At 37.7% G+C, this 20,952-nt stretch carries 17 protein-coding genes and 1 other RNA gene; 13 read left to right on the top strand and 5 right to left on the bottom strand.

Features of this window, described 5'->3' with window-relative positions; all coding sequences use genetic code 11:
- The first annotated feature begins 73 nt into the window (after nucleotides 1-73).
- The 4 genes from ABMA79_RS15370 (at nucleotide 74) to ung (ending at nucleotide 5,648) form a co-directional block, all read left to right on the top strand.
- Nucleotides 74-1,339, top strand: a complete 1,266-nt coding sequence (locus ABMA79_RS15370; RefSeq protein WP_393093763.1) for an alkaline phosphatase — start codon at nucleotides 74-76, stop codon at nucleotides 1,337-1,339.
- Nucleotides 1,340-1,573: 234 nt separating this feature from the next.
- Nucleotides 1,574-2,665, top strand: coding sequence for a hypothetical protein (locus tag ABMA79_RS15365; RefSeq protein WP_393093760.1), 1,092 nt, complete (start codon nucleotides 1,574-1,576; stop codon nucleotides 2,663-2,665).
- Between the two features lie 116 nt (nucleotides 2,666-2,781).
- Nucleotides 2,782-4,959, top strand: a complete 2,178-nt coding sequence (locus tag ABMA79_RS15360; protein WP_392857857.1) for a thiamine pyrophosphate-dependent enzyme — start codon at nucleotides 2,782-2,784, stop codon at nucleotides 4,957-4,959.
- A gap of 17 nt (nucleotides 4,960-4,976) precedes the next feature.
- On the top strand, nucleotides 4,977-5,648 hold the full coding sequence (gene ung, locus ABMA79_RS15355; RefSeq protein ID WP_393093757.1) for a uracil-DNA glycosylase: 672 nt from the start codon (nucleotides 4,977-4,979) through the stop codon (nucleotides 5,646-5,648).
- Here the strand turns inward: ung and ABMA79_RS15350 are convergent.
- The gene (locus tag ABMA79_RS15350) at nucleotides 5,583-6,611 is read right to left on the bottom strand and encodes a ComEC/Rec2 family competence protein (protein WP_393093754.1); all 1,029 of its coding nucleotides are present in this window, start codon (nucleotides 6,609-6,611) and stop codon (nucleotides 5,583-5,585) included. The two genes, ung and ABMA79_RS15350, sit on opposite strands and share 66 nt — an antisense overlap.
- Nucleotides 6,612-6,653: 42 nt before the next feature.
- Between ABMA79_RS15350 and nadC the strand changes: the two genes are divergently transcribed.
- Nucleotides 6,654-7,502 carry a carboxylating nicotinate-nucleotide diphosphorylase gene (gene nadC / locus ABMA79_RS15345; RefSeq protein ID WP_393056786.1) on the top strand — a complete coding sequence of 283 codons (849 nt, stop codon included), beginning with the start codon at nucleotides 6,654-6,656 and terminating at the stop codon, nucleotides 7,500-7,502.
- Between the two features lie 4 nt (nucleotides 7,503-7,506).
- Nucleotides 7,507-9,072: an L-aspartate oxidase gene (nadB, locus tag ABMA79_RS15340; RefSeq protein ID WP_393056784.1), complete on the top strand. Its 1,566-nt coding sequence runs from the start codon at nucleotides 7,507-7,509 to the stop codon at nucleotides 9,070-9,072.
- A 186-nt stretch (nucleotides 9,073-9,258) separates the two neighbouring features.
- Here the strand turns inward: nadB and ABMA79_RS15335 are convergent, their stop codons facing one another.
- The gene (locus ABMA79_RS15335; protein ID WP_392857850.1) at nucleotides 9,259-9,786 is read right to left on the bottom strand and encodes a pentapeptide repeat-containing protein; all 528 of its coding nucleotides are present in this window, start codon (nucleotides 9,784-9,786) and stop codon (nucleotides 9,259-9,261) included.
- Between the two features lie 221 nt (nucleotides 9,787-10,007).
- Between ABMA79_RS15335 and ABMA79_RS15330 the strand changes: the two genes are divergently transcribed.
- The 4 genes from ABMA79_RS15330 to ABMA79_RS15315 are packed head-to-tail and all read left to right on the top strand — an operon-like array spanning nucleotide 10,008 to nucleotide 12,879.
- A complete protein-coding gene (locus tag ABMA79_RS15330) occupies nucleotides 10,008-10,634 on the top strand; it encodes a helix-turn-helix domain-containing protein (protein WP_392857848.1) in 627 nt (208 codons plus the stop codon).
- A complete protein-coding gene (locus ABMA79_RS15325) occupies nucleotides 10,634-11,404 on the top strand; it encodes a hypothetical protein (RefSeq protein WP_393093752.1) in 771 nt (256 codons plus the stop codon). The genes ABMA79_RS15330 and ABMA79_RS15325 overlap by 1 nt, the downstream gene beginning before the upstream one ends.
- A 21-nt stretch (nucleotides 11,405-11,425) precedes the next feature.
- Nucleotides 11,426-12,451, top strand: coding sequence for a hypothetical protein (locus tag ABMA79_RS15320; RefSeq protein ID WP_393093749.1), 1,026 nt, complete (start codon nucleotides 11,426-11,428; stop codon nucleotides 12,449-12,451).
- Entirely contained in the window at nucleotides 12,451-12,879 is a 429-nt protein-coding gene (locus ABMA79_RS15315) for a hypothetical protein (RefSeq protein WP_393093746.1), read from the top strand. Before ABMA79_RS15320 ends, ABMA79_RS15315 begins: the two co-directional genes overlap by 1 nt.
- Before the next feature lie 3 nt (nucleotides 12,880-12,882).
- Here ABMA79_RS15315 and ABMA79_RS15310 read toward each other — a convergent pair whose 3' ends face one another.
- Both ABMA79_RS15310 and rnpB read right to left on the bottom strand, forming a co-directional pair.
- Nucleotides 12,883-14,901 carry a S9 family peptidase gene (locus ABMA79_RS15310; RefSeq protein WP_393093743.1) on the bottom strand — a complete coding sequence of 673 codons (2,019 nt, stop codon included), beginning with the start codon at nucleotides 14,899-14,901 and terminating at the stop codon, nucleotides 12,883-12,885.
- A 59-nt stretch (nucleotides 14,902-14,960) separates the two neighbouring features.
- Nucleotides 14,961-15,323: RNase P RNA component class A (rnpB, locus tag ABMA79_RS15305), an RNA gene on the bottom strand.
- Between the two features lie 134 nt (nucleotides 15,324-15,457).
- On the opposite strand from rnpB, the gene ABMA79_RS15300 reads away from it, so the two are divergent.
- Complete coding sequence (locus tag ABMA79_RS15300) at nucleotides 15,458-16,846, top strand: TolC family protein (RefSeq protein ID WP_392857838.1); 1,389 nt, start codon at nucleotides 15,458-15,460, stop codon at nucleotides 16,844-16,846.
- A 4-nt stretch (nucleotides 16,847-16,850) separates the two neighbouring features.
- On the opposite strand, the gene ABMA79_RS15295 is transcribed toward ABMA79_RS15300, so the two are convergent.
- Complete coding sequence (locus ABMA79_RS15295) at nucleotides 16,851-17,564, bottom strand: zinc ribbon domain-containing protein (protein WP_393093740.1); 714 nt, start codon at nucleotides 17,562-17,564, stop codon at nucleotides 16,851-16,853.
- Between the two features lie 83 nt (nucleotides 17,565-17,647).
- Between ABMA79_RS15295 and aroC the strand changes: the two genes are divergently transcribed.
- Both aroC and ABMA79_RS15285 read left to right on the top strand, forming a co-directional pair.
- The gene (gene aroC / locus ABMA79_RS15290) at nucleotides 17,648-18,640 is read left to right on the top strand and encodes a chorismate synthase (RefSeq protein WP_392857835.1); all 993 of its coding nucleotides are present in this window, start codon (nucleotides 17,648-17,650) and stop codon (nucleotides 18,638-18,640) included.
- A gap of 1 nt (nucleotide 18,641) precedes the next feature.
- The gene (locus ABMA79_RS15285) at nucleotides 18,642-20,828 is read left to right on the top strand and encodes a hypothetical protein (RefSeq protein WP_393093737.1); all 2,187 of its coding nucleotides are present in this window, start codon (nucleotides 18,642-18,644) and stop codon (nucleotides 20,826-20,828) included.
- Nucleotides 20,829-20,952 lie beyond the last annotated feature (124 nt).

Raw genomic sequence — 20,952 nt, 5'->3', positions numbered from 1 at the left:
GGCTTTTTTTTTGGTTTTAATTAAGATTTCCTCTTCCTATTTTCAAAGCTTAAATAAGTGCTATTCTTTTGGCATGAAAAAAATATTTAAGAAATTTTCACTTGTATCATTAGTTACTTTTTCATCTTTTGCACAAACGCCGAAGAATATCATAATCATGATTGGTGATGGTATGGGGCCGGCTTATACAACGGCCTATCGTAACTATGTTGATCGAGAAACTCTCTTTGATAAATTAATTGTGGGCTCATCTATTACGAAGGCCAGTGATAGCTTTATCACTGATAGCGCTGCAGGTGCTACCGCATATTCAACAGGTGAAAAATCTTATAATGGTGCAATCTCTGTCGATATAAATAAAAAGAATCTCAAGGTCCTCTTTGAGTATGCTAAAGACAAGGGCATGCAGACTGGTGTTGTGGTAACCTCTGAAGTTTATCACGCAACTCCTGCATGCTTTTATGCAACAGCTTTAAATCGCAACGATCACGAAGATATTGTTAAAGATCTCGTCTTCAACCAAAGCTTTAAGCGTCCTATTGTCGATCTTATCGCAGGTGGGGGACGTGAGGTAATTACTAAGAAGTATATCAATAAGCTAAAAGGTTATCGCTATCTCGAAACATTAGCGGATTTTGAAAAAAATAATAAACTTCCAGTTATTGCTCTTTTTGATGAAGGACAAATGGATTTTGAAATTAATACTGATGATAAAAGACTAACAAAAATTACAAGGAAGTCTCTGCAGCTGATGAATCAGAATGCCAAGGATGGCTTTATTCTAATGATTGAAGCAAGTCATATTGATAAGTGTGGGCATTTAAATGATATTGCCTGTGCCATGCGAGAGATGGAAGACTTTGAAGGCTCTTTAAAACTTGTTCATGAATTTGTAAAAAAATCAAAGAACACGCTAATGGTAGTAACAGCAGATCACTCAACTGGTGGGCTTTCAATTGGCCACGGTAAGTCTAAGAAGTGGCTACCTGAGAACTTCAGAAAAATTGATACGCTTTTAAAAGATATTGCTGAGGATGTTTTTAAGAAGAAGCTAACTCGTAAATTATTCAAGTCATATTCAATAGACTTTGACAGTGATGATATTAAGCGTCTAGAAAAGGCCCAAGCTAAAGGTGAGAAAGAATTTTACAAGTCCTTTGCGAGAAGAGTGTCTGCCAAAAGTTATACGGGTTGGACAACTTGGAGTCATAACGGTGTTGATGTCGAAGTTTTTGCTGATGGGCCGGCCAAAGAGCTATTTATTGGTAAGAGACAGAATAATGAAATCGGTCGAATTTTGATTAATTTGGTACGCGGACACTTTTCGCAAATTAAGTAACTTGGCGTGATTAATTCTTTAAATTCTTAGATCTCATACTCAAACATTAGTAATAGATATTAATTAATGCTTCTTTTGATAAGTATTACTGATATCTAGTTATAACATCTTAGATATTTGCCAATTTTGTAGCAAATAATGCTATTAAGTATCTGTAATACCGAAAAGTGTCCGCGTACCGGGCATCTTGTGCCACGAGTTAAAATATTCTTTTTAATAAGTTAATATTAACCTGTGAAGAAGTTGATTTTATTTTGCCTATTAATTCACTCAAGTATTTTTGCAATACAATTTGAGGATGCAGTTTTTCCGGAACTCATCACGTCTTCGCGTGCCTTGGCCATGGGAAATGCCTTCATTGGTAAAGTGGATGATGCTTCGGCAGCATTCTATAATCCGGCCGGACTTGGAACTTATCGTGGCAGCCACTTTCATCTTTCAAACTTTCACTTTGAAACTAATAAGGGTTGGATGGAGACTCTCTTTGGCGGTGATGTCACGGGTAATGCAGGTGACTTATTTGATGCGCTCTCTCTTGAAGGGGCCAGAAAGCTGTTAAATCAAAACAAGGGAACAGTTGCTCATAGCCGCTTCCAAATGATGCCCAACTTTTCGACTCGATACTTTTCGATGGGATATCTCTTCTCTGTCCAGCAAAGGGCATTCATTGGTGATCAAGTAGGCGATCAATTTGAATATGCACAAAGAACAGACCATGGACCATATATGGCCTTTAACTTTTCTCTATTTGGTGGAATCGTTAAATTTGGTTCAACAATAAGTTATCTATTTCGTAAAGAGGCCGTTGGGACTGCTGATCCTGCTACTCCACTAAATCTTCCAGATAGTAGTTATAATCAAGGAAAGATGCTTTTTGTTACCACTGGTTTTAGGTTTACTCTTCCATATAAGTTTATTCCAACACTTGCCATTGTAAGCCGAAATACTGCAGGAGCTAGCTTTGAGAGAACAGGTGGTCCAGCAGCACCTGATCAGATTAAACAAACCTATGATGTTGGGCTATCGATTACACCACAGTTAGGCCGTACTGTTCGAGTTCATTTAGAGCTGGATTATAAAGATGCCCTAGGCGAATATGCTAATGTTGATTTCAAGAGGAAACTTGGGCTAGGGCTTGAGTTTGACTTACGCCGTAGATTCTTCTTTAGGCTGGGCTATGGTGATGGCTTTGGTTCTGGGGGAATTGGGATTCGCACTCGAAAAATGGAGTTCGATCTCTCAACTTACGCTGTTGATACAACAGATTCTGACTTCAGAGGTGAGGAAGATCGTCGCTATGTCTTAGGAATTTCGAGTGGCTTCTAGCCAAACCCTTCTAAATACCTGAAATCCGTCAAATATTATTTTAAAATTTAATGCACAGCATGTGCACCTTTTGCACTAAAATTGGTAAGCTAGCTCCACTTAAAAAGGGGCGTTAAATGCTTGATAAAACTGCAAAAGGATCAAATGTGGGTTCTACCAACTTAGATAAGAAAAAAGAGATCATTAAAAAATATAATCTTTCAAAAGAAGATCTTATTTGGATGCTTCGTAACGTTTTCGTTTCAAGAAAGCTTGATGATGCTGAGATCACAATGAAGAAGCAATCAACTGCGTTCTTCCAAATTTCTGGTGCAGGACACGAAGGTGTTTTATCTGCTCTTGCAAAAGTTCTTAAGCCTGCTCACGATTGGTTTATTCCATACTACCGTGACAGAGCACTATGTACTGGTCTTGGTGTAACTCCATATGAAATGCTTTGCCAAGCAAATGGAAATATTGGAGACACTGCAACTCACGGCCGTCAGATGCCAGCTCACTGGGGTAACGTAAAATTAAATATCGTTCAAAAATCATCATGTACAGGAACTCAATTCCTTCAAGCATGTGGTGTTGCTGAAGCTGGACTTTCTCTTAAAGAATTAAAAGAAAAGCATAAATTTGATACTTCAAAATTCTTAGTTGAAGATGCTGAAGTTGTTTATACTTCATGTGGTGATGGAACAATTGCTCAAGGTGAGTTCTGGGAAGGACTTACAACTGCTTGTGCAAATAAGCTTCCAGTTCTTTTCCACGTTGAAGATAATGGTTATGCCATTTCAACAATTACTTCAATGCAAACTCCTGGTGGATCGATTTCAAAAGCTCTTGATGAATTCCCAGGATTAAAAATCATTGAATGTGATGGTAATTGTCCAATTGAATCATATAAAGCAGCTGAAAAAGCAGCTAAGCATATTAGAGAAGGAAAAGGACCTGTTCTTCTTCACTCTCATGTAACTCGTCCATATTCTCACTCTCTTTCTGATGATCAATCAATGTATCGTACGAAAGACGAGCTAGCGCAAGAAAAGCAAATTGATGTATTTAACTCATATCCAAAAACTCTTATCGCACTTGGTGTAATGAGCGAAAAGGAAGTTAATGATCTACTTGAAGAAGTTTCTCTTGAAGTAAGACGTGCAATGAAGGAAGCGGTTGATACTGAATGGCCAGCTCCTGAATCAGCACTTGATCACTTATACTCTCACGATATTGATCCAACTTCTTCAGACTTTGAAACTCAAGGTACTTTCGAAGGAAAAGATGATGTTCCAATGGCATCAGCAATCAACGCTGTTCTTCGTTCTGAGTTCTCTAAGAACCCATTACTAAGAATGTTTGGTGAAGACGTTGCAGACTTCTCAGACCTTGAAAGACTTAATAACCCTGACCTAAAAGGTAAGGGTGGTGTATTTAAAGTTTCTTCAGGTGTTCAAAGAGCATCTTTAGAAGGACAAGTATTTAACTCACCACTAGCGGAAGCAAATATCATCGGTCGTGCAATTGGTATGGCGATGAGAGGGCTTAAGCCAGTTGTTGAGATTCAATTCTTTGACTATATCTGGACTGCATATATGCAACTTAAGAACGAGATGGCGACGACTCGCTACCGTTCAGGTGGAGACTTTAAGTGTCCAATGGTTGTTCGTGTTCCAATCGGTGGATACCTAAGAGGTGGATCGATTTACCACTCTCAATGTGGAGAGTCGCTATTTACTCACGTTCCAGGTATTAGAGTTGTCTTCCCATCAAATGCGGCAGACGCTGCTGGCCTTCTAAGAACTGCAATTAGATCAGATGATCCAGTTATGTTCCTAGAGCACAAGCACCTTTACTACCAAGGTTATAACCGTACAGCAGATCCAGGTGAAGAATATATGATTCCATTTGGTAAAGCTCGTATTGCAAAACAAGGTGCTGATGCAACTGTAGTTGCTTGGGGAGCACTTGTTCAAAAATCAATTGATGCTGCTAAGAAAATCGAAGCGGAAACAGGTAAGACTGTTGAAGTTATCGACCTTAGAACTCTTGCACCATTTGATATGGACTCAATTAAGAAGTCACTTGAGAAAACAAATCGTCTTCTAATTTGTCACGAAGAAACGAAGACTTCTGGTTTTGCTGGTGAGATCGCTGCATGTGTTAACGAAGAATGTTTTGAGGCCCTTGATGCTCCAATCCTTCGTGTTGCTGCAAAAGACTCACACGTTGCTTACTGTCCAACTTCAGAAGATTATATTCTTCCACAAGTTTCAGACGTGTACGAGCAACTTAACAAACTTCTAAATTACTAATACCAAGGCCAGCTCTTATGATTGAACACTTAAATGATAAGGGCTGGCTTAATTTTCTTAAAGCCGAATTCCAAAAAGAGTATATGATTTCTCTATCTGAATTTCTTGATTCAGAAGAGGAAGTCATTTATCCAAGGCCTGAAGAGTTCTTTGCGGCTTTGAATCTTACGCCACTAGAGAATGTAAAGGTTGTTATTCTTGGACAGGACCCTTATCACGGTGAAGGACAAGCTCATGGCCTTAGCTTTTCTGTGAAGAAAGGTGTGAAGATCCCACCTTCTCTTAGAAATATCTATAAAGAGCTAAATGGAGATCTTGGCCTAGATATTCCTGAACATGGATATTTAGAAGAATGGGCCAAGCAGGGTGTTCTTCTCTTAAATAATTGTCTGACAGTTCGTAAGGCACAGGCCGGTTCTCATCACAAAAAAGGATGGGAGAAGTTTACGGCAAAGATTATTGATATCATCAATGAGCATTGTGAAAATGTTGTCTTTATTCTTTGGGGTGGTCCTGCTCAAAAGAAAGGTAAGAATATCGATGAGACAAAGCACTTGGTGATTAAGTCCCCCCATCCTTCTCCACTTTCATCGTATCGTGGCTTCTTTGGTTCAAAACCTTTTTCACAAGCGAATGCCTATCTCATTGAGCATAATCGTAAAGCTATCTCTTGGCAGATCACTAACTAGACCAATTGTTATTAGTGCTAAAGCATGCTTCCTTGTTCTTTGTGAGTAAATAATCACACCAATTAAAATAAGAAAATTCACATGAATAAAGCCGAGTGTTTGCGCTAAATCATAACTTATCTCTATCAATGCCGTGTAAGCTGTAATGAACCATTGAGCGTAATTAAAATATTCAATAAAGAAGAGATTAAAGAATAGAATGGGATAGATGAGAGTGAAGATACTCGTCAACAGTGGCGAGAGAATGATTGTTGCTGGATAAATAACCCCCGTAAATTTATGTGCAATAAAAAGCTGAGCAACAAAGAATAGAAGGTACATCTTATAGATTCGATATTCTTTTATTGAAAAAATTAAACCAAGAAATAGAGTACTCAAATAAAACGATAGGGGTGAGTAGCGATAGGTACCAAAGAAAAAGTCTGTTGTTAAAAAGAAGAGAAATATCTGCATCTTAGAATAATTAGTCTCTCTTACTTTGTTTAAAATAAAAAAGCTTCGAATGAGGGCCACCCGTCTAAATGAATAATAGCCAGGAAGAAAGAAGTAAAATCCTAAGCATAGAGTGAGCTCCACTAGGTTTGAAAATCTTGGATATCTTCTTCTTAGGAAATAGAAGATAAGAAAGAGTGAGCTTAGATGTAGCCCAGATGGAGTCATCAGGTGAAGTAGGTTTAAGTGAGCAAGTTTTCTTTTAAGTTCTTTATCGAGCCCCCACTTTTGTCCGGTCAAAACTGAACGATAGAAATAGAATTCGGATCTATTATCAAAACTGGCCTTGGTTTTTACCGGTAGCTTTAGCTTTGGTGGGCGTGCATACTGCCTATTGTCATTTTCCTGAAATAGGGGGTTAATGAGTAAAAATGCTAGAAGAAAGATAATATTGAAACGCATTGCAGCTTTATAAGTCAAAATTGAGCAATTAACAGGATTTTTGAAGGTTTCGGGAGTTTTTTTTCTCATTTGAAAATGGTAGAAAAAACATCTAAACGGAGTAATGACAAAATGAATTTATTGGTAAATAAAGCACTACAGGATTCGATTGAAACTTATTTTAAAGAAGATGATCTAAGTCGTAACCTGAACTATATTCAGTCTCTTCCTAATGACGAAGTTCACTGTAAGTTAAAGATTAAAGATGACATGGTCTTATGTGGCCTACCTTACTTTGTGGAGTCCTTTAACTATCTAGGTGCTAACTTAAATTACGAAGACTTCAAAAAGTTTGAAGGTCAAAAATTCACTAAAGATGAAATGGCCGAAATTGAATTTAAGCTTCCTTTTTCAATTGCGTTAACTGGTGAGCGTATTGCTCTTAACTTAATTCAAAGAGCATCATCAATTGCAACATATACAAATAAATTTGCAACTCTTGCTCTTGATAGTGGAGTCAAGATTCTTGATACAAGAAAGACTCTTCCTGGTTACCGTGCTCTTGAAAAATACGCTGTTGTAACAGGTGGAGGAAATAACCACCGCTTTGGTCAAAGTGATATGTGGATGGTTAAAGATAATCATAAGTCATTCTTTGGTGGTGTAAAAGAAGCAATCGACTTCTTTAAGTCAAAGAACTCTTTCTACACACCAATTGAAGTTGAGATTCACGATCTTAATGAATTACATATTGCACTTGGTGAAGGAGTGAGACATATCATGCTTGATAACTTCTCTCCTGAAGAGATTAAAGAAGCAGTAAAACAAAAGCCAGAAGGTGTTACTTTTGAAGTTTCTGGTGGAGTTCGTTTAAATACATTAGAGAGCTACTTAATTGAAGGTGTTGATGCCATTAGTATTGGTGCCCTTACTTATGATGCTCCAGCAGTGGACTTATCACTAAAGTACGCAAGAGGGTAAAGAGTTGAATAGTTACGACTTTGATGTTCTGATTTTAGGTTGTGGAATTGCTGGTCTTGCTACTGCAGCAAAACTTGCTGAAAGTAATTTAAAAGTAGGGATTGTTACGCGTGCAAAAGATCCTCAGGTTTCAAATACGTTTTGGGCCCAGGGAGGGATTATTTATCCAAATGCAAGTGATGATGCTCTAGGAAAGGATATTCAAGTTGCCTCGTCAAATACTTCAAATCCGCAAGCGATTGAAACGCTAAAGAATTTTGGAAAATTAGCGATCGATGAGCTCTTACTAGAAAAAGCGAATGCAAATTTTGAAAGGGATGAGAATAACTCATTAAAATATACAAAGGAAGCGGCTCACTCAATTGAGCGAATTCTCTACCGTGGTGATTACACTGGTAAGGAAATTCAAATTAGTCTTTTAAATTTACTTAAAGATCAAAAGAGCTATCCAACAGTACATTTCTTAGAAGCACATACGGCCATTGATTTAATTACGGCCTCTCACCATGGGATTTCAATCTCTCAACGTTATGAAGAAAGAAAGATTCTTGGTGCCTATCTTTTAAATCAAGAAAAGGGCAATGTTGTAAAGGCCATGGCAAAGAAGACTGTTCTTGCCACTGGTGGAGTCGGTGCGCTTTATCTTCACCACTCAAACTCTGGTGCAAGTCGTGGTGATGGTATTGCCATGGCAAAGAGAGCAGGTGCAGATATTATCGATATGGAATTCATTCAATTCCACCCAACGACATTCTATGATTCATCTTCTCATGGTCGCTTCTTAGTTTCAGAAGCGGTGCGCGGTGAAGGTGGTGTTCTCGTTAACTGTAATGGTGAGAGATTCATGGGCAAATACCATCCAGAGATGGAGCTTGCTCCTCGTGATGTTGTTGCTCGCTCAATAATGGAAGAAACAATTGAGACTAGACACGAGTGTGTTTATCTCGATATTTCACATAAAGACGGAGAGTGGATTAAAGAGCGCTTTCCTACAATTTATAAACACTGCCTAGAACACGGCATTGATATGACTAAGGAGCCTATTCCTGTTGTACCTGCTGCACACTATACATGTGGTGGAGTGAAGATTGATATGAAGGGACAAACTTCAATTAAGAATCTCTACGCTGTAGGTGAAGTGTCTTGTTCAGGACTACATGGTGCTAATCGCTTGGCTTCAACCTCTCTGCTTGAAGGCTTAACATGGGGCTACCTTGCGGCCATTGATATTTCAGAGACTGTGGACGAGGAAACTCTTTACTCTCATCTGCAAATTAAGAATTGGCAAGAAGAGTACGCTTCAATTGATAAGGCCCTTGTTCAACAAGACTGGATGACTTTAAAGCTTACGATGTGGAATTATGTTGGCCTTTCAAGAACGACAAATCGTCTTAAGCGAGCGCTTGCAATGTTTAACGAAATCAATGACGAAGTCTCTCGCTTCTATCGTAGTTGTAAACTTGATGATAGCTTGATCGGATTAAGAAATGCCATCGAGGTATCAACGATGATCGTTAAGTCTTCGATGAGAAATAAAGAATCGATTGGTTGTTTTTTTCGTAAGATGTAAAAAAAAAGAAGGCCAACACCCTTGAGAGAGCTGGCCCGAGAGCAAGTATGAGTTGCGAGATTTCCTGCTTATCTACATCCAGTAGAAGAAGACTAGGTATGATATATCGTCTCTAAAAAAGATTTGTATCTGGCCGTATTATCCTTGAGACTAGTGACATAAACACGATTGCCAGGCGTTTCAAATTTAAGCTGCAGATTTAATGAAGTTGAGTAAGCTCGTTCCCCATTGGTTTGGTGAAGCTATAAGAGCTGCTTCAAAACTAAGAACTTCTTCAACTTCTTCTTTAATTTCTTCGATATCTTGAGTTTCCTCATAAAGATCGAATTTATTCTGGTCACCATCTTTGATAACCTTATAGACTTCAAGATCCAGTTCACAATCTTCAATGATTGAATTCTTTAAAGTGGAATGCTTCCATGCATTCCCTACGATCTTACATCCATCAAAATTGCAATCTTCAATATGTGAAAATTCGAAGCTGCAATTTTCAAACGTACAGTTGATAAATTTACACTCTCTCATTTTTGAACCAAAGAAAATGCAAGACTTGAAGTTAACAGCGATAAAAGTGGTTTGAGAGAAGAGAGAACCAGATATGGTTAAGTTACTTAAATCACTTGATTTTACTAGCTCTTTTTCAATTACTTCATACTGTCCATTTGTGAAGTCAGATAATGTCTCAGTCATAATGAAGTTTGTTAAAGTGGCCATGTGATCCCTCCAAGCCTTGCTTAATTTGTGGATTAGTTCATCCACACTTGAATAATAACCATTCTTGACTAGTTGCGTCAAGCAATAAAATTGCATCAAGAAATAAAAATTAAAACCGATAATGATATTAGGGACTTTTGGGGCATAAAATTTCAGGCCGCAATTGCACCACAATGAAATATCAGTAAGTTGCAGGTATTTCAATTTGCAAGGAGAAGAATATGTCTGAATTTAACAAAGAGAAATTAGACGATTATTTAGGAATTATTAGAAAGTACATGCAGGTGAGAGGGCCAATGACTCAAAAAGATCTTGCTGAGTCAACTGGGCTTGGGGTTTCTACTGTTTCTCGCTTCCTATCAATGAAGACAACAGAGATTAATCCTCAGGTAGTCGCTAAAATTACAGCTGAATTAGATATTCCACTTCATGAAATGATCGATTTTGTCGAAGAGCACTTTGCGGATCACTTTATAAGACTTGTTAAATTCTATAAAGGTGATGAAAAGAAAGAGCAGCCGACTCAACAGGCAGCGCCACAACAGAATGCGGCGGCAGGTGGTGGCTTTGAAGATGCACTTGTCGACACGATTAAAAGTGGCACAGCTGGAAATGCTCAAGTTAACGCTAATCCAACGATGAAGATTGGTGGAAAAACGAGAACAATGCCATTTGTTACTGATACGAGTAACGAAGATGTTTTAAAAGAACGTATGGCCCAATTAACACCAAGGCAAAAGGCTTACGTTGCTGACTTTTTAAGTCTTGATATCGACGCTAGAGATTTGATTGTTGATCTTGGAAATGACTTATTTAGATACTTTAGACAAAGGGGAATGATTGCTTAATGCATATTAAAAAGGCACTCCTTGCATTCTTTATTTCATCTGCGGTAGTAGCACTTCCGCAAACGGTGGAATTTGTCTTTTTATCTGCAGCTCCTAAGCAAACTCTTTTAGAACAAATTCTTTATAAAAATATCTCTCGTAAAATTGCTCAAAATGATGATCATTGTGTCGAGATGGGCGATGGTTGCTTTGATCCACAAACAGGTTATATGGTTGGAAAGTCTGGAAAAGACTATGTCGATCAAGAATATGGAACTCCTGATAAGGATGTTGCTGTCGAAAATACAATTGATTCAGATATGATTCGCTGTACTGGAGCATACTTTGATATTTTCTGTGGCAAGGCCAAGAAGGTTGAAAAGAAAAAAGCACCTAAGTATGAAATCTGGATTGATACGAGCGCGTCTCTTCGAAATTCTGATTGGTCTAAGAGTGGAGACACTTGTTATCGTAGAAGTTTCGTTAGCCGCCTAACCTATGGCTGTCCTGTGACAATCAAGGCTTTTGATTCTTCAATTAGAGAAATTAAAAATGACCTCTACCTCTGCCAAACAAAAGGCGGAAATAATACGCAAAAGATTATTCGTTGGGTGAAGAATTCAGATGCAAAGCATCTATTTGTCCTCACTGACATTGATGAAGCAAAGGGAGAGCTTATGGACTTCCTAAGTAATATTGGTGCAACGATTCATGGTGTCGGAAGTAAGGGCTTTTATCCAGAAGATCTATTGAAATTAGCAGATACGCTAAAAGCATCTTGTCAAAAATAGTAGAAATCGCTACAAATAATCATGTTTAAAAAACTTCTAAAATGGTCGAAAGATACTTATACAGAGCTTCCTTGGCGAAGAAATAGAACTGTTTACAAGACACTTGTTTCAGAAATTATGTTGCAACAAACAACTGTCGGTACAGTTCAAAACCACTTTGAAAGATTTCTTTTAATCTATCCCGATATTGAAACTTTGGCCTCTTCAACTGAAGAAGAAATTTGCGTTGCTTGGAAGGGTCTTGGTTACTATCGACGTGCACGAAACCTTAGAAAGGCCGCAATTGATATGGTTGAAAACTTCAATGGTAAAATTCCAACAAAGTACGAAGACCTGATCTCTATTACTGGAATTGGAGAGTACACGGCCAATGCTATTTTAAGTATTGGACAAAATAAGAGCGCACTTTCAATTGATGCCAATATTGAAAGAGTTGTCAGTCGTATTTATGGTATTCAAGGGGCCAAAGGGCCAAAGCTTCAAAAGTTGATTAAGAAAAAATTTGAAGATGGAGAATTTCCTGAAATTACAAAGTGCAAGGGACGTGATATTAACGAGGCCTTAATGGATCTTGGGCGTATCTATTGTCAGGCCCGAAGTGCAAATTGTGTGGGTTGCCCTGTTTATAAAGACTGTGTTGCAGGAAATTCTAAAGATGCCCTTGAGTACCCAGAAATTCCTGTTAAGAAGATTGCTAAAACCTATGAACTTGATCTTCTTAGAGTTATTGTAAAAGAAAAAGATTCAATTCTAGGATATCGCAAAGCCGATGATCAATGGCTTTCAGGTCAAATTGAATGCCCAACATTTATTTTAAAGAGTGAAGACAAGAAGCTTAAACAATACCCTGAGTTAGACTCAAAGCTTTCTTATAAGAAGTTAAAGAAATATAAGACAGCTATCACAAAGTATAAAATCACAAATTATATTCTTGAAATTTCACATGCTGAATTTAAAAAGAGTTACACTGGTGCTTTTAGAAAGTATAAGCTCAACGAAAAATTGAATATCTCAACGGCAACAACTAAGGCCCTTGATAAAATCTAATGAAAGTAAATTGTTTCACGGCCATTAAAGATTTACTCAATAAAGAAGGTATTAATATTCCCCATGGGCGTGTTTATGAATTCTTCGACTATATTGAAAATGAAGCTTTTATTAAGCATCGTCTAAGTGAGTTAGCCGTTGGGGATCTTATTCTTTGGCGTAAAAAGGTCATTCCTAGTAGTGGTGACACTGGTCATATCGCAGTTATTCGTGAAATTCTAACTGATGGTTGGATCAAGGTTTACGATTACTCAAAGCAACCCCATTCAAATGAAATATGTTCTCGACCTGGACTTGGTGAAGGGGAGATGAAGTTAATTCTAGATGGTGATGAAATTCTTGGATTTATTTGGTCTAAGGAAGTTAAGAAGACCAAGATGACAAAAGTCCTGGGGATTTCTCCCCAAGACTTACCTAAAATACTTTAAGTTTTATTCTAATTCTTTGATAAAGAAAGTGTAGATATCGGCAACTTCTTTGAATGTTTCAAAGCGTCCTGAAGCACCAGCGTGTCCGGCATCCATATTTGTCCATAGAAGTTTAACTCGAGAGTCTGTTGCATTATCGCGAAGTTTATAAGTCCACTTCATTGGTTCCCAATAAGTAACACGAGGATCGTTTAAACCTGCAATGGCAAGAACTGCTGGATAATCTCTCTTTTGTACATTTGAATACGGACAATATGACTTGATATAATCAAAGTATTCCTTATCATTTGGATTTCCCCACTCTTCATACTCAAGCTGAGTTAGGGGAAGGCTATCATCAAGCATTGTGTTTAGAACGTCGACAAATGGAACATCTGCGCAAGCGGCACCAATCAGATTTTCAGTGTCTAGATTGATTGTTGCTCCAACAAGCATACCACCGGCACTTCCGCCCATGATCCCGATTTTACCTTTGGCAGTATAACCTTCATTGATTAGGTACTTGGCACAGGCGTAGAAATCTTTGAAAGTATTTTGTTTCTTTAAAAATTTTCCATTCTCATACCATGAGCGTCCCATTGTAGAACTTCCACGAATATGTCCGATAGCATAAACAAAGCCACGATCAAGAAGTGAGATATTATTTCGATTAAACCATGGATGAATTGAAATCGAATAAGAACCATAACCATAAAGAAGACACTTGTTAGGATCTCCGATCTTTGTTGTCTTTGCTCTAATGATTGTCATTGGAACCATAACACCATCATGTGATGGAATAAATTTTCTTTCAACGACATACTTATGCTGATCAAAGCCTGGAACTTCAACTTGATGGATACGTGTTGATTCTCCTGTTTCTACATTATAGTCATATGTTGTACTCGGAGTTGTTGGAGAGCTATAGTTATAGCGATAAACTTTAGTATCAAAGTTTGCGTTATTACCACCACCTACATGATAGGCATCTTCAGGAAAAGTAATTTCTTTTCTTTCATCGCTTTTGATTACAAGAAAGTGATTAAGTCCTTTTTCACGGAAGCTTACAACTTTAAAGTCTTTAAAAACATTCAAGTTTGTAAGGTATCTTTCACTGCTACCTTCTACCTCAACCGTTGCTGAAGCATAATCTGGCTTTGCAATCGGTGTTCTTAAGATAGAGAAGTTCTCGCTAAACTTATTTGTTAGAACTAAGAAGTCATTACCATCTGTTTCTACCGTGTATTCAATTTTGTCTTCTTTAGGGAAGATTTCAATTGGATTTAAATCGCTAGCATCAGCTTTAAGGTATGAAATTGAATTATTTGCAGAACCACCAGCATTGATAAGCAAGTACCTGTGATCCATTGTTTCTTCGATTGTTAGAAAATACTCGCCAGACTCTTCTGTATAAATAACTTTATCAAAAGAATTTGTCATATCTGTGACGTGAACTTTAAATGGACGCATATTTTCATCCATTTCAATATAGGCATAGTGTTTTGAATCATTAAACCAAACAGGGCCGCCATTGATTTTCTTAGGGCCTTCAAGAATGATCTCATTTGTTGATAAGTCTTTAATATAAAGATCGTAAAGCTCATCGCCATTGTCATCAATTGTATAGATTAGATAACGATGACAAGGTGAGATTTCAAATGTTCCAACATCAAGAAAGTCTCGTCCTTTTGCTAATTCATTTTCATCGAGACAGACTTGTCTCTCATCTGTGCCAATGTGACGACGAAAATGAATAGGGTAATCTTTCCCTTCTTCATATCTTTCAAAGTACTCATACTCATCATGTGGGTATGGGCATGTTTCATATGTTTGAAGTTCACGAGATTTTAATTCTTCAAAAATTGTATTCTTAAGTTCTTCAGAGTCACTAAGATAGTTTTTGAAGAGTTCATTTTCTTCATTAAGAAATTTCATAACATCACTATCTTCTTCGCGATTTCTCATCCAGAAATAGTCGTCAGTTAAAATCTGATCGTGAATCTTTGTTTCGTGTGGGATTTTTTTGGGTTGAGGGTATTTCATCTTGTCCTCCGTGTTTGAAATGTAAGGAAGGGAGTGAATTGCGTTAGCAATACACTCCCATAAAGAGTTAAGGTATAAGCCGGGTCCTGTATTGGACTATCATTCGTCTAGGCCAGCAGTTACCCACTGGCTCGAGCGCTTAACCCGTCAACAAGGGCTGGCTACCCCATGAGTCGACCTATTCAAGCTTGCACCGCCTAGAGTTTACCTGTTTTCACTACAGCAGGTGAGACGAATCTCTCACTGATTGGCCGGCCAAAGCTACCCCAATCGAGTTCAAACCCCTGTACTTCCTTTCTGTTGCACTTGTCCTAGTCTCACGACCGACGGGCGTTACCCGCTAAGCTGCCATATGGTGCCCGGACTTTCCTCCCGTCTATTACACCGAAGCATAATAAACCAGCGATAGTCTCCTTAACTCTTTGCGAATTTATGCCCTATGTCACATTGAATGTCAAAGGTTTACACACTAACTAGTCATGCTTTATTTGAGTATGGTAAAACTTTTTTTAATTATATTCGTATAAGTTTTAAAGCCATTCGCCATGGAGAATTGATGAAATATATTTTATTGGCTCTTGTGTCATTTTCAGCAAGTGCAAATCTTAAGAATTATGTTCGTGAATATTTAAAAGATTCAACAGAAGTAAAAGAAGCGAGTTACAATTTTGAGCTTTCAAAACTTACTCTTGAACTTGAGTCTGGGGACAAAAGACCTTGGACGTTAGGTGTTCTTGCTCAACATGATGATGTTGGCCTTATTTCAAATCCAAATAATCCAAACTTAGTAAATACATACAAGGCATTCAACTCAGGTGTTGAATTATCTAAAGAAAATGTTTGGGGTGGAAAGTTTTCGATCACAGGATCTTATATTGATTTTAGTGGTGGAACTGAGTACGAAGGTTATAACCAAGAGGTCTCATACACTCAGGACCTAGGAAAGAACTTCTTTGGTCGTAATGACGATGCTGACATCAAAATTGCAGAAAAGAATGTCTACTCATCTAAGTATGCTTTTGATGCTGAAGTTTCTCAAAATGTCCTCGAATTTATCGAAACATATTATAACTACAAAAAAACAAAGACACTTATTCAGCTTAAAGATGAAGCGATGAAGCGTGCTGAAAAAAGACTTAAATTTGTTCAAAAGCAAGTTAGAGATGGCCTAAAGGAAAGAGTTGATCTCTACTCTGCTCAAGCGTCTGTTAATTCTGTAGGTGAGGAGCATGCAGAATTAGAGTCTCAGCTTGAAACTTATAAGAAATCACTAGAGAGTAAGTTAGAAAGATCCCACTCATTTAATGATATTGATTTATATAAAATTGAAAAAATTAAAATGGAAACAATCACAGATGGTGAAATCGATTCCAATCTTACTATTCAAGCATTAAATAAGAAGCTTGAATCATTAAATACAGCAATCGAGAAATATGACAATTCTGTATTCCCAACTATTGAATTAAGTGGTGCATATAAGACCAATAGTTATACAGTTGCGGGAAGCGGGAATGTTTTTAGTGATGGTACATTTGGATCTGATAATGATGCGACTGAAGTCGGTCTACAAATTGTTATCCCTCTTGGTATGACAGTTGAGAAGAATAACTTAAAAGAAGCAAAAATTAATAAGCTTAATACTGAGTATCAGCATCGTCTTGCCAAGATTAGAACTAAGAATCAATTAGATGCACTTAAGAATACAATTCGTCTAATTGATAAGACGATCGATCTTGTTCTTAAAAGACATAAGTTAGCAACTCTTTCAGTTGCAGAATATAACAAGCTATACTCTCGTGGTCGTGCAGACTTTGATAATGTAATTTCAGCAGAAGAAAGGCTTATTAGTACTGAAAATAAATTCGTTGAATATATCAGCCGACGCCAAAAACTATACTTCAGCTTACTTGATATCTACGGAAAGCTTGGTAACCACTTTCAATAAAAATTTAAAGTGTTCGTAGGGTGCTTGGGAGAATTAATCTTCCACACCCTCGGCATAGAATTAAATCCTTCCCATTATTAAACTCAGCACATTCACCAGCAGAATATGTTAGACGACAGCTGCCACAGCTATTTCCTTGGAGAAATGTAGCTGCAGTGTGATGGTTTTTGACTTTAGCCTTTAAATATAGTGCTTTTACATGTGCACCCACTTCATCGAGCAGGCCATCAATTTGAGTATTGAGATTATCGATTTTAGTATCATTATTTGATTTAATTTGTGCTACCTCTTCATTGATTTCAGAGATTGTCTCATTGATTCCCTTCACAAATTCTTGCGCTTCAGAAACTGTCGCTTCAATTTCCTCTACCTTTTCAAGTAGCTCTAATATCGTATCTTGTTTTAGATTTGAATCTTCTTCTAATAAATTGATCGTTTTTTGTATGGCCTCTTCTTGTTCGCCACTTGTTACAGAATTCAAATTTTGTCTCGCTTGTTCGAGCTTCTTATCTGTGTCAAAGAGTTCCTTCTCAAGAGAATTTAAACTCGCTTTAGTTTCAGTGAGTTGTAGATTAAGTTGATCGATTGACTCAGTCTTGTTGCTTAATTGTTTGTTTAAAAAATCGATTCGCTTCAACTCTTCGTCTGTTGCGTTCTCTAGGCCGTCGATGACCTTTTCTAAATCCATGACATCTTTTAGATATTTTAAGTTTTCCATTTGTAATTAATAACATATTTACCTAGCAGTCGCGATTGGAATATTTGTTTATTTAAGGTGATAATAGGGAGATAGGAGTTATAATGCGCGGAAGTATATTCGGAAAAATGTTTTCAATGACTACCTTTGGTGAGTCACATGGCCCTGCCTTGGGTGTTGTTTTAGATGGTGTCCCTAGTGGACTTGATTTTAATTTAGAAGATCTACAGGCAATGTTAGATAAGAGGGCCCCTGGGCGTTCTAAGGGTGTAACAGCAAGAAAAGAGCCTGATCAAGCCGAAGTCCTTTCTGGAGTTTTTGAAGGGAAAACATTGGGAACTCCAATCGCAGTTATTATTCGTAATACTAATCAAAGAAGTAAAGACTACGATAAATTAAAAGATAATTATCGTCCTGGACACGCTGATCGAACTTATGACCTAAAGTACGGTATTCGAGATCATCGTGGTGGTGGACGCAGTAGTGGAAGAGAAACGGTTTCGCGTGTTGTGGCCGGCTACTTCGCGAGTTTGGTTCTTCCTAAAGTAAAAGTTAATACTTTTATTTCTAAGCTTGGGCCGTTTGAATGTGAAAATATAATTAAGAGTTTTCCACAAAATCTTGGAACATATAACTTTGGTGATCCAACTAAAGATGATGAAATTGAAAAGTATCTTATCGATCTTAAGGCCAAAGGTGATTCGATTGGTGGTCGCATTTCTGTCAATATCGAAAATTGTCCAGTTGGGTTAGGAGAGCCTGCCTTTGATAAATTAAAGGCCGATCTTGCAAAGGCCGTTCTATCAATTGGAGCATGTGTTGCTTTTTCTTTTGGTGCAGGATCAAAGATGGCCGATATGAGTGGGCAAGAAGTAAGTGCAGATAGTGCTAATTTTGGTGGAATTGAAGGTGGAATTAGTAATGGCGAGACAATTAATCTTGATCTAACTTTCAAACCAACTTCAACAGTTGGAGCAAACGCAAAAGAAGGCCGTCATGACCCATGTATCCTACCAAGGGCCGTTGTTGTCGTAGAGTCAATGGTTAGGGTAGTATTGGCGGATCACTTTCTAAGACAGAAAGCATACGAGGTATAATTTGTCTGAAATTAAGCTATTTGAAGAAATTAATGACGTAAACAAAATATTAAACGAGATCGACTCCGATCGAATCCTCGTTATTTTAGACTCTAATATCAACAGTCTCTATCTCGATCTTATCGATGTAAGGGAAGGTATTGAGATCTATATCGCCCCAGCTGGTGAAGATTGTAAAAATATCTCTGAAGTTGAAAGAGCTTGTGAGTTCTTTATAGAAAAAGGAGTACACCGTGGAGCACATCTGGTCGCTATCGGTGGAGGAGCATGTTCTGACTTTGCAGGTCTTGTGGCCTCGCTCCTACTCAGAGGAATTAAGTGGAGTGTTATTCCAACAACACTTCTTTCAATGATCGATGCAAGTATTGGTGGTAAGGTTGCTGTTAACTCAAAATTCGGTAAGAACTTAATTGGAGCATTCCACCTTCCAGAAAAAATTTATATTTGTGCAAAGTTTTTAGAAACGCTAGCAGAAGAAGACTTTATCTCTGGTCTAGGTGAGTTGGCGAAGTATTACTTCCTTGATGAGCAGGTATTCAATTTAATAAATAACGAAGCAAGCTTTGATGAAATCACTCTTCGTTGTGCTAAGTATAAGCAAGAAATCGTTGAGCAAGACTTTAAAGAAGGTGGTATTAGAAAGGTACTTAACCTTGGTCATACTCTTGGTCACGCAATTGAAAAAGTATACGAGCTTCCACACGGTGTTGCAGTCTACTGGGGACTCAAATTAATCTTTAATATTTTTCATCGAGATGAAGAAAGTGAATTCTTAAATCAATTCTCAGGTATCTTTGGCCTAGACGCTCTAATGTGTCCTTGGGAAGATTCTCTACCTGTTGAAGAGATGATGGATTATATTGCAAAGGATAAGAAGATCATTAGTCGTAATGCAATCGAAGTGATTCTGCCAAATGGAATTGGAGCACCGACGATTCAGACAGTTTCGTTTGATGATATTAGACAGCACTTACTTGATTACGCTAACGGTAAGGGAGCAACAAAGGACTTTATTAAGAAAATAAAAGTTCCTTCATCTAAGTCGTTTGCCAATCGTGCACTAATCCTCGCTGCAATCTATCCGCAAGACGTACAGCTTATGAATATGCCTGAATCAACTGATGTTGTTAATATGCTCAGTTGCCTTGATAGTATTGGTCTTACAATTGAAAAAGCCGATGATGGAATTATTATTCGTGGCTCATTCCCTGAATGTGAGATTGAAACAGATGATGTTATCGAACTTTATACAGGTGATGGTGGAACGACTAATCGATTTATCATTCCGCTACTTGCTCTAGGTAAAAATAAGTATAATTTGATTCCTAGTGAAAAGATGTTCGAAAGACCAATGGATGAACTCGCTAATGTACTTGATGACCTTGATGCTGTTGTAACAAGAGATGAAAATACATGGTTTCAAGTTCAAGGACCAGTGAGTATCTCTCGAGGGGTGTACGAAGTTGATTGTAGCCGTTCAACACAATTTGCAACTGGTCTTGCAATGGCCCTGTCGCCACGTGATATTGATGTCGAGCCTGTTAATTTAACAACGAGTCGTCCATATTGGGATATGACATTAAACCTAATTGAACGTTTTAAAAATGGGGAACAAGTTTTTGAGGTTCCTGTTGATTTTAGTTCTCTTGGATATCCGCTGGCCTATGCTTGTTTGACAGGTCCTGTGTTAGTCGAGAACTGTAAGGGAATCGATCGTTTTCAAGCTGATAGCAAGTTCATTGGGCTGCTTGAAGAATTAGGTGGACAGTTTGACTTTACTACCAACGGTTTACTATTCAATGGTATGGATAACTTAAATGGATTTGAGATTGATTGTCGTGATTGTCCGGATCTAATTCCAACACTATGCTTTTTGGCTTCATATGCATCTGGTGCAACAATAATTAGAAGTGTTGAAGTTCTAATTCACAAAGAGTCTGATCGCTTAAATGCTGTTATGGACTTAATGAAACTCTATGATATTGAACATCACTATCACGAGGAAGAGGACTATCTTGAAATTATCGGAAGAAAGCCTGATGGAAGATCTGTTGACATTGTTCCACCTCGAGATCACCGTATGGTAATGGTTTCTTACCTTTATCAATTAGTTAATGGTGGTGGGAATTTAGAGAATAAAGACTGTGTTGAAAAATCATTTCCCGACTTTTTTGAGGTTATCGCCTAGTGAAGAAGGTTGAAGTCATAATAGTTTCAGTATTTATTACGATTTCAATCTTCTGCGAAATCTTTGGTTATCGTGGAAATATATATCCATTCTTCAGTTGGCAACTTTTTAGCTATGAGAGACC

It is taken from the genome of Halobacteriovorax sp. HFRX-2_2 (assembly GCF_043196705.1).
Lineage (GTDB): Bacteria > Bdellovibrionota > Bacteriovoracia > Bacteriovoracales > Bacteriovoracaceae > Halobacteriovorax_A.
The sequence above is the reverse complement of the archived record's forward strand: the minus strand, read 5'-3'. Positions and strand labels throughout refer to the sequence as shown.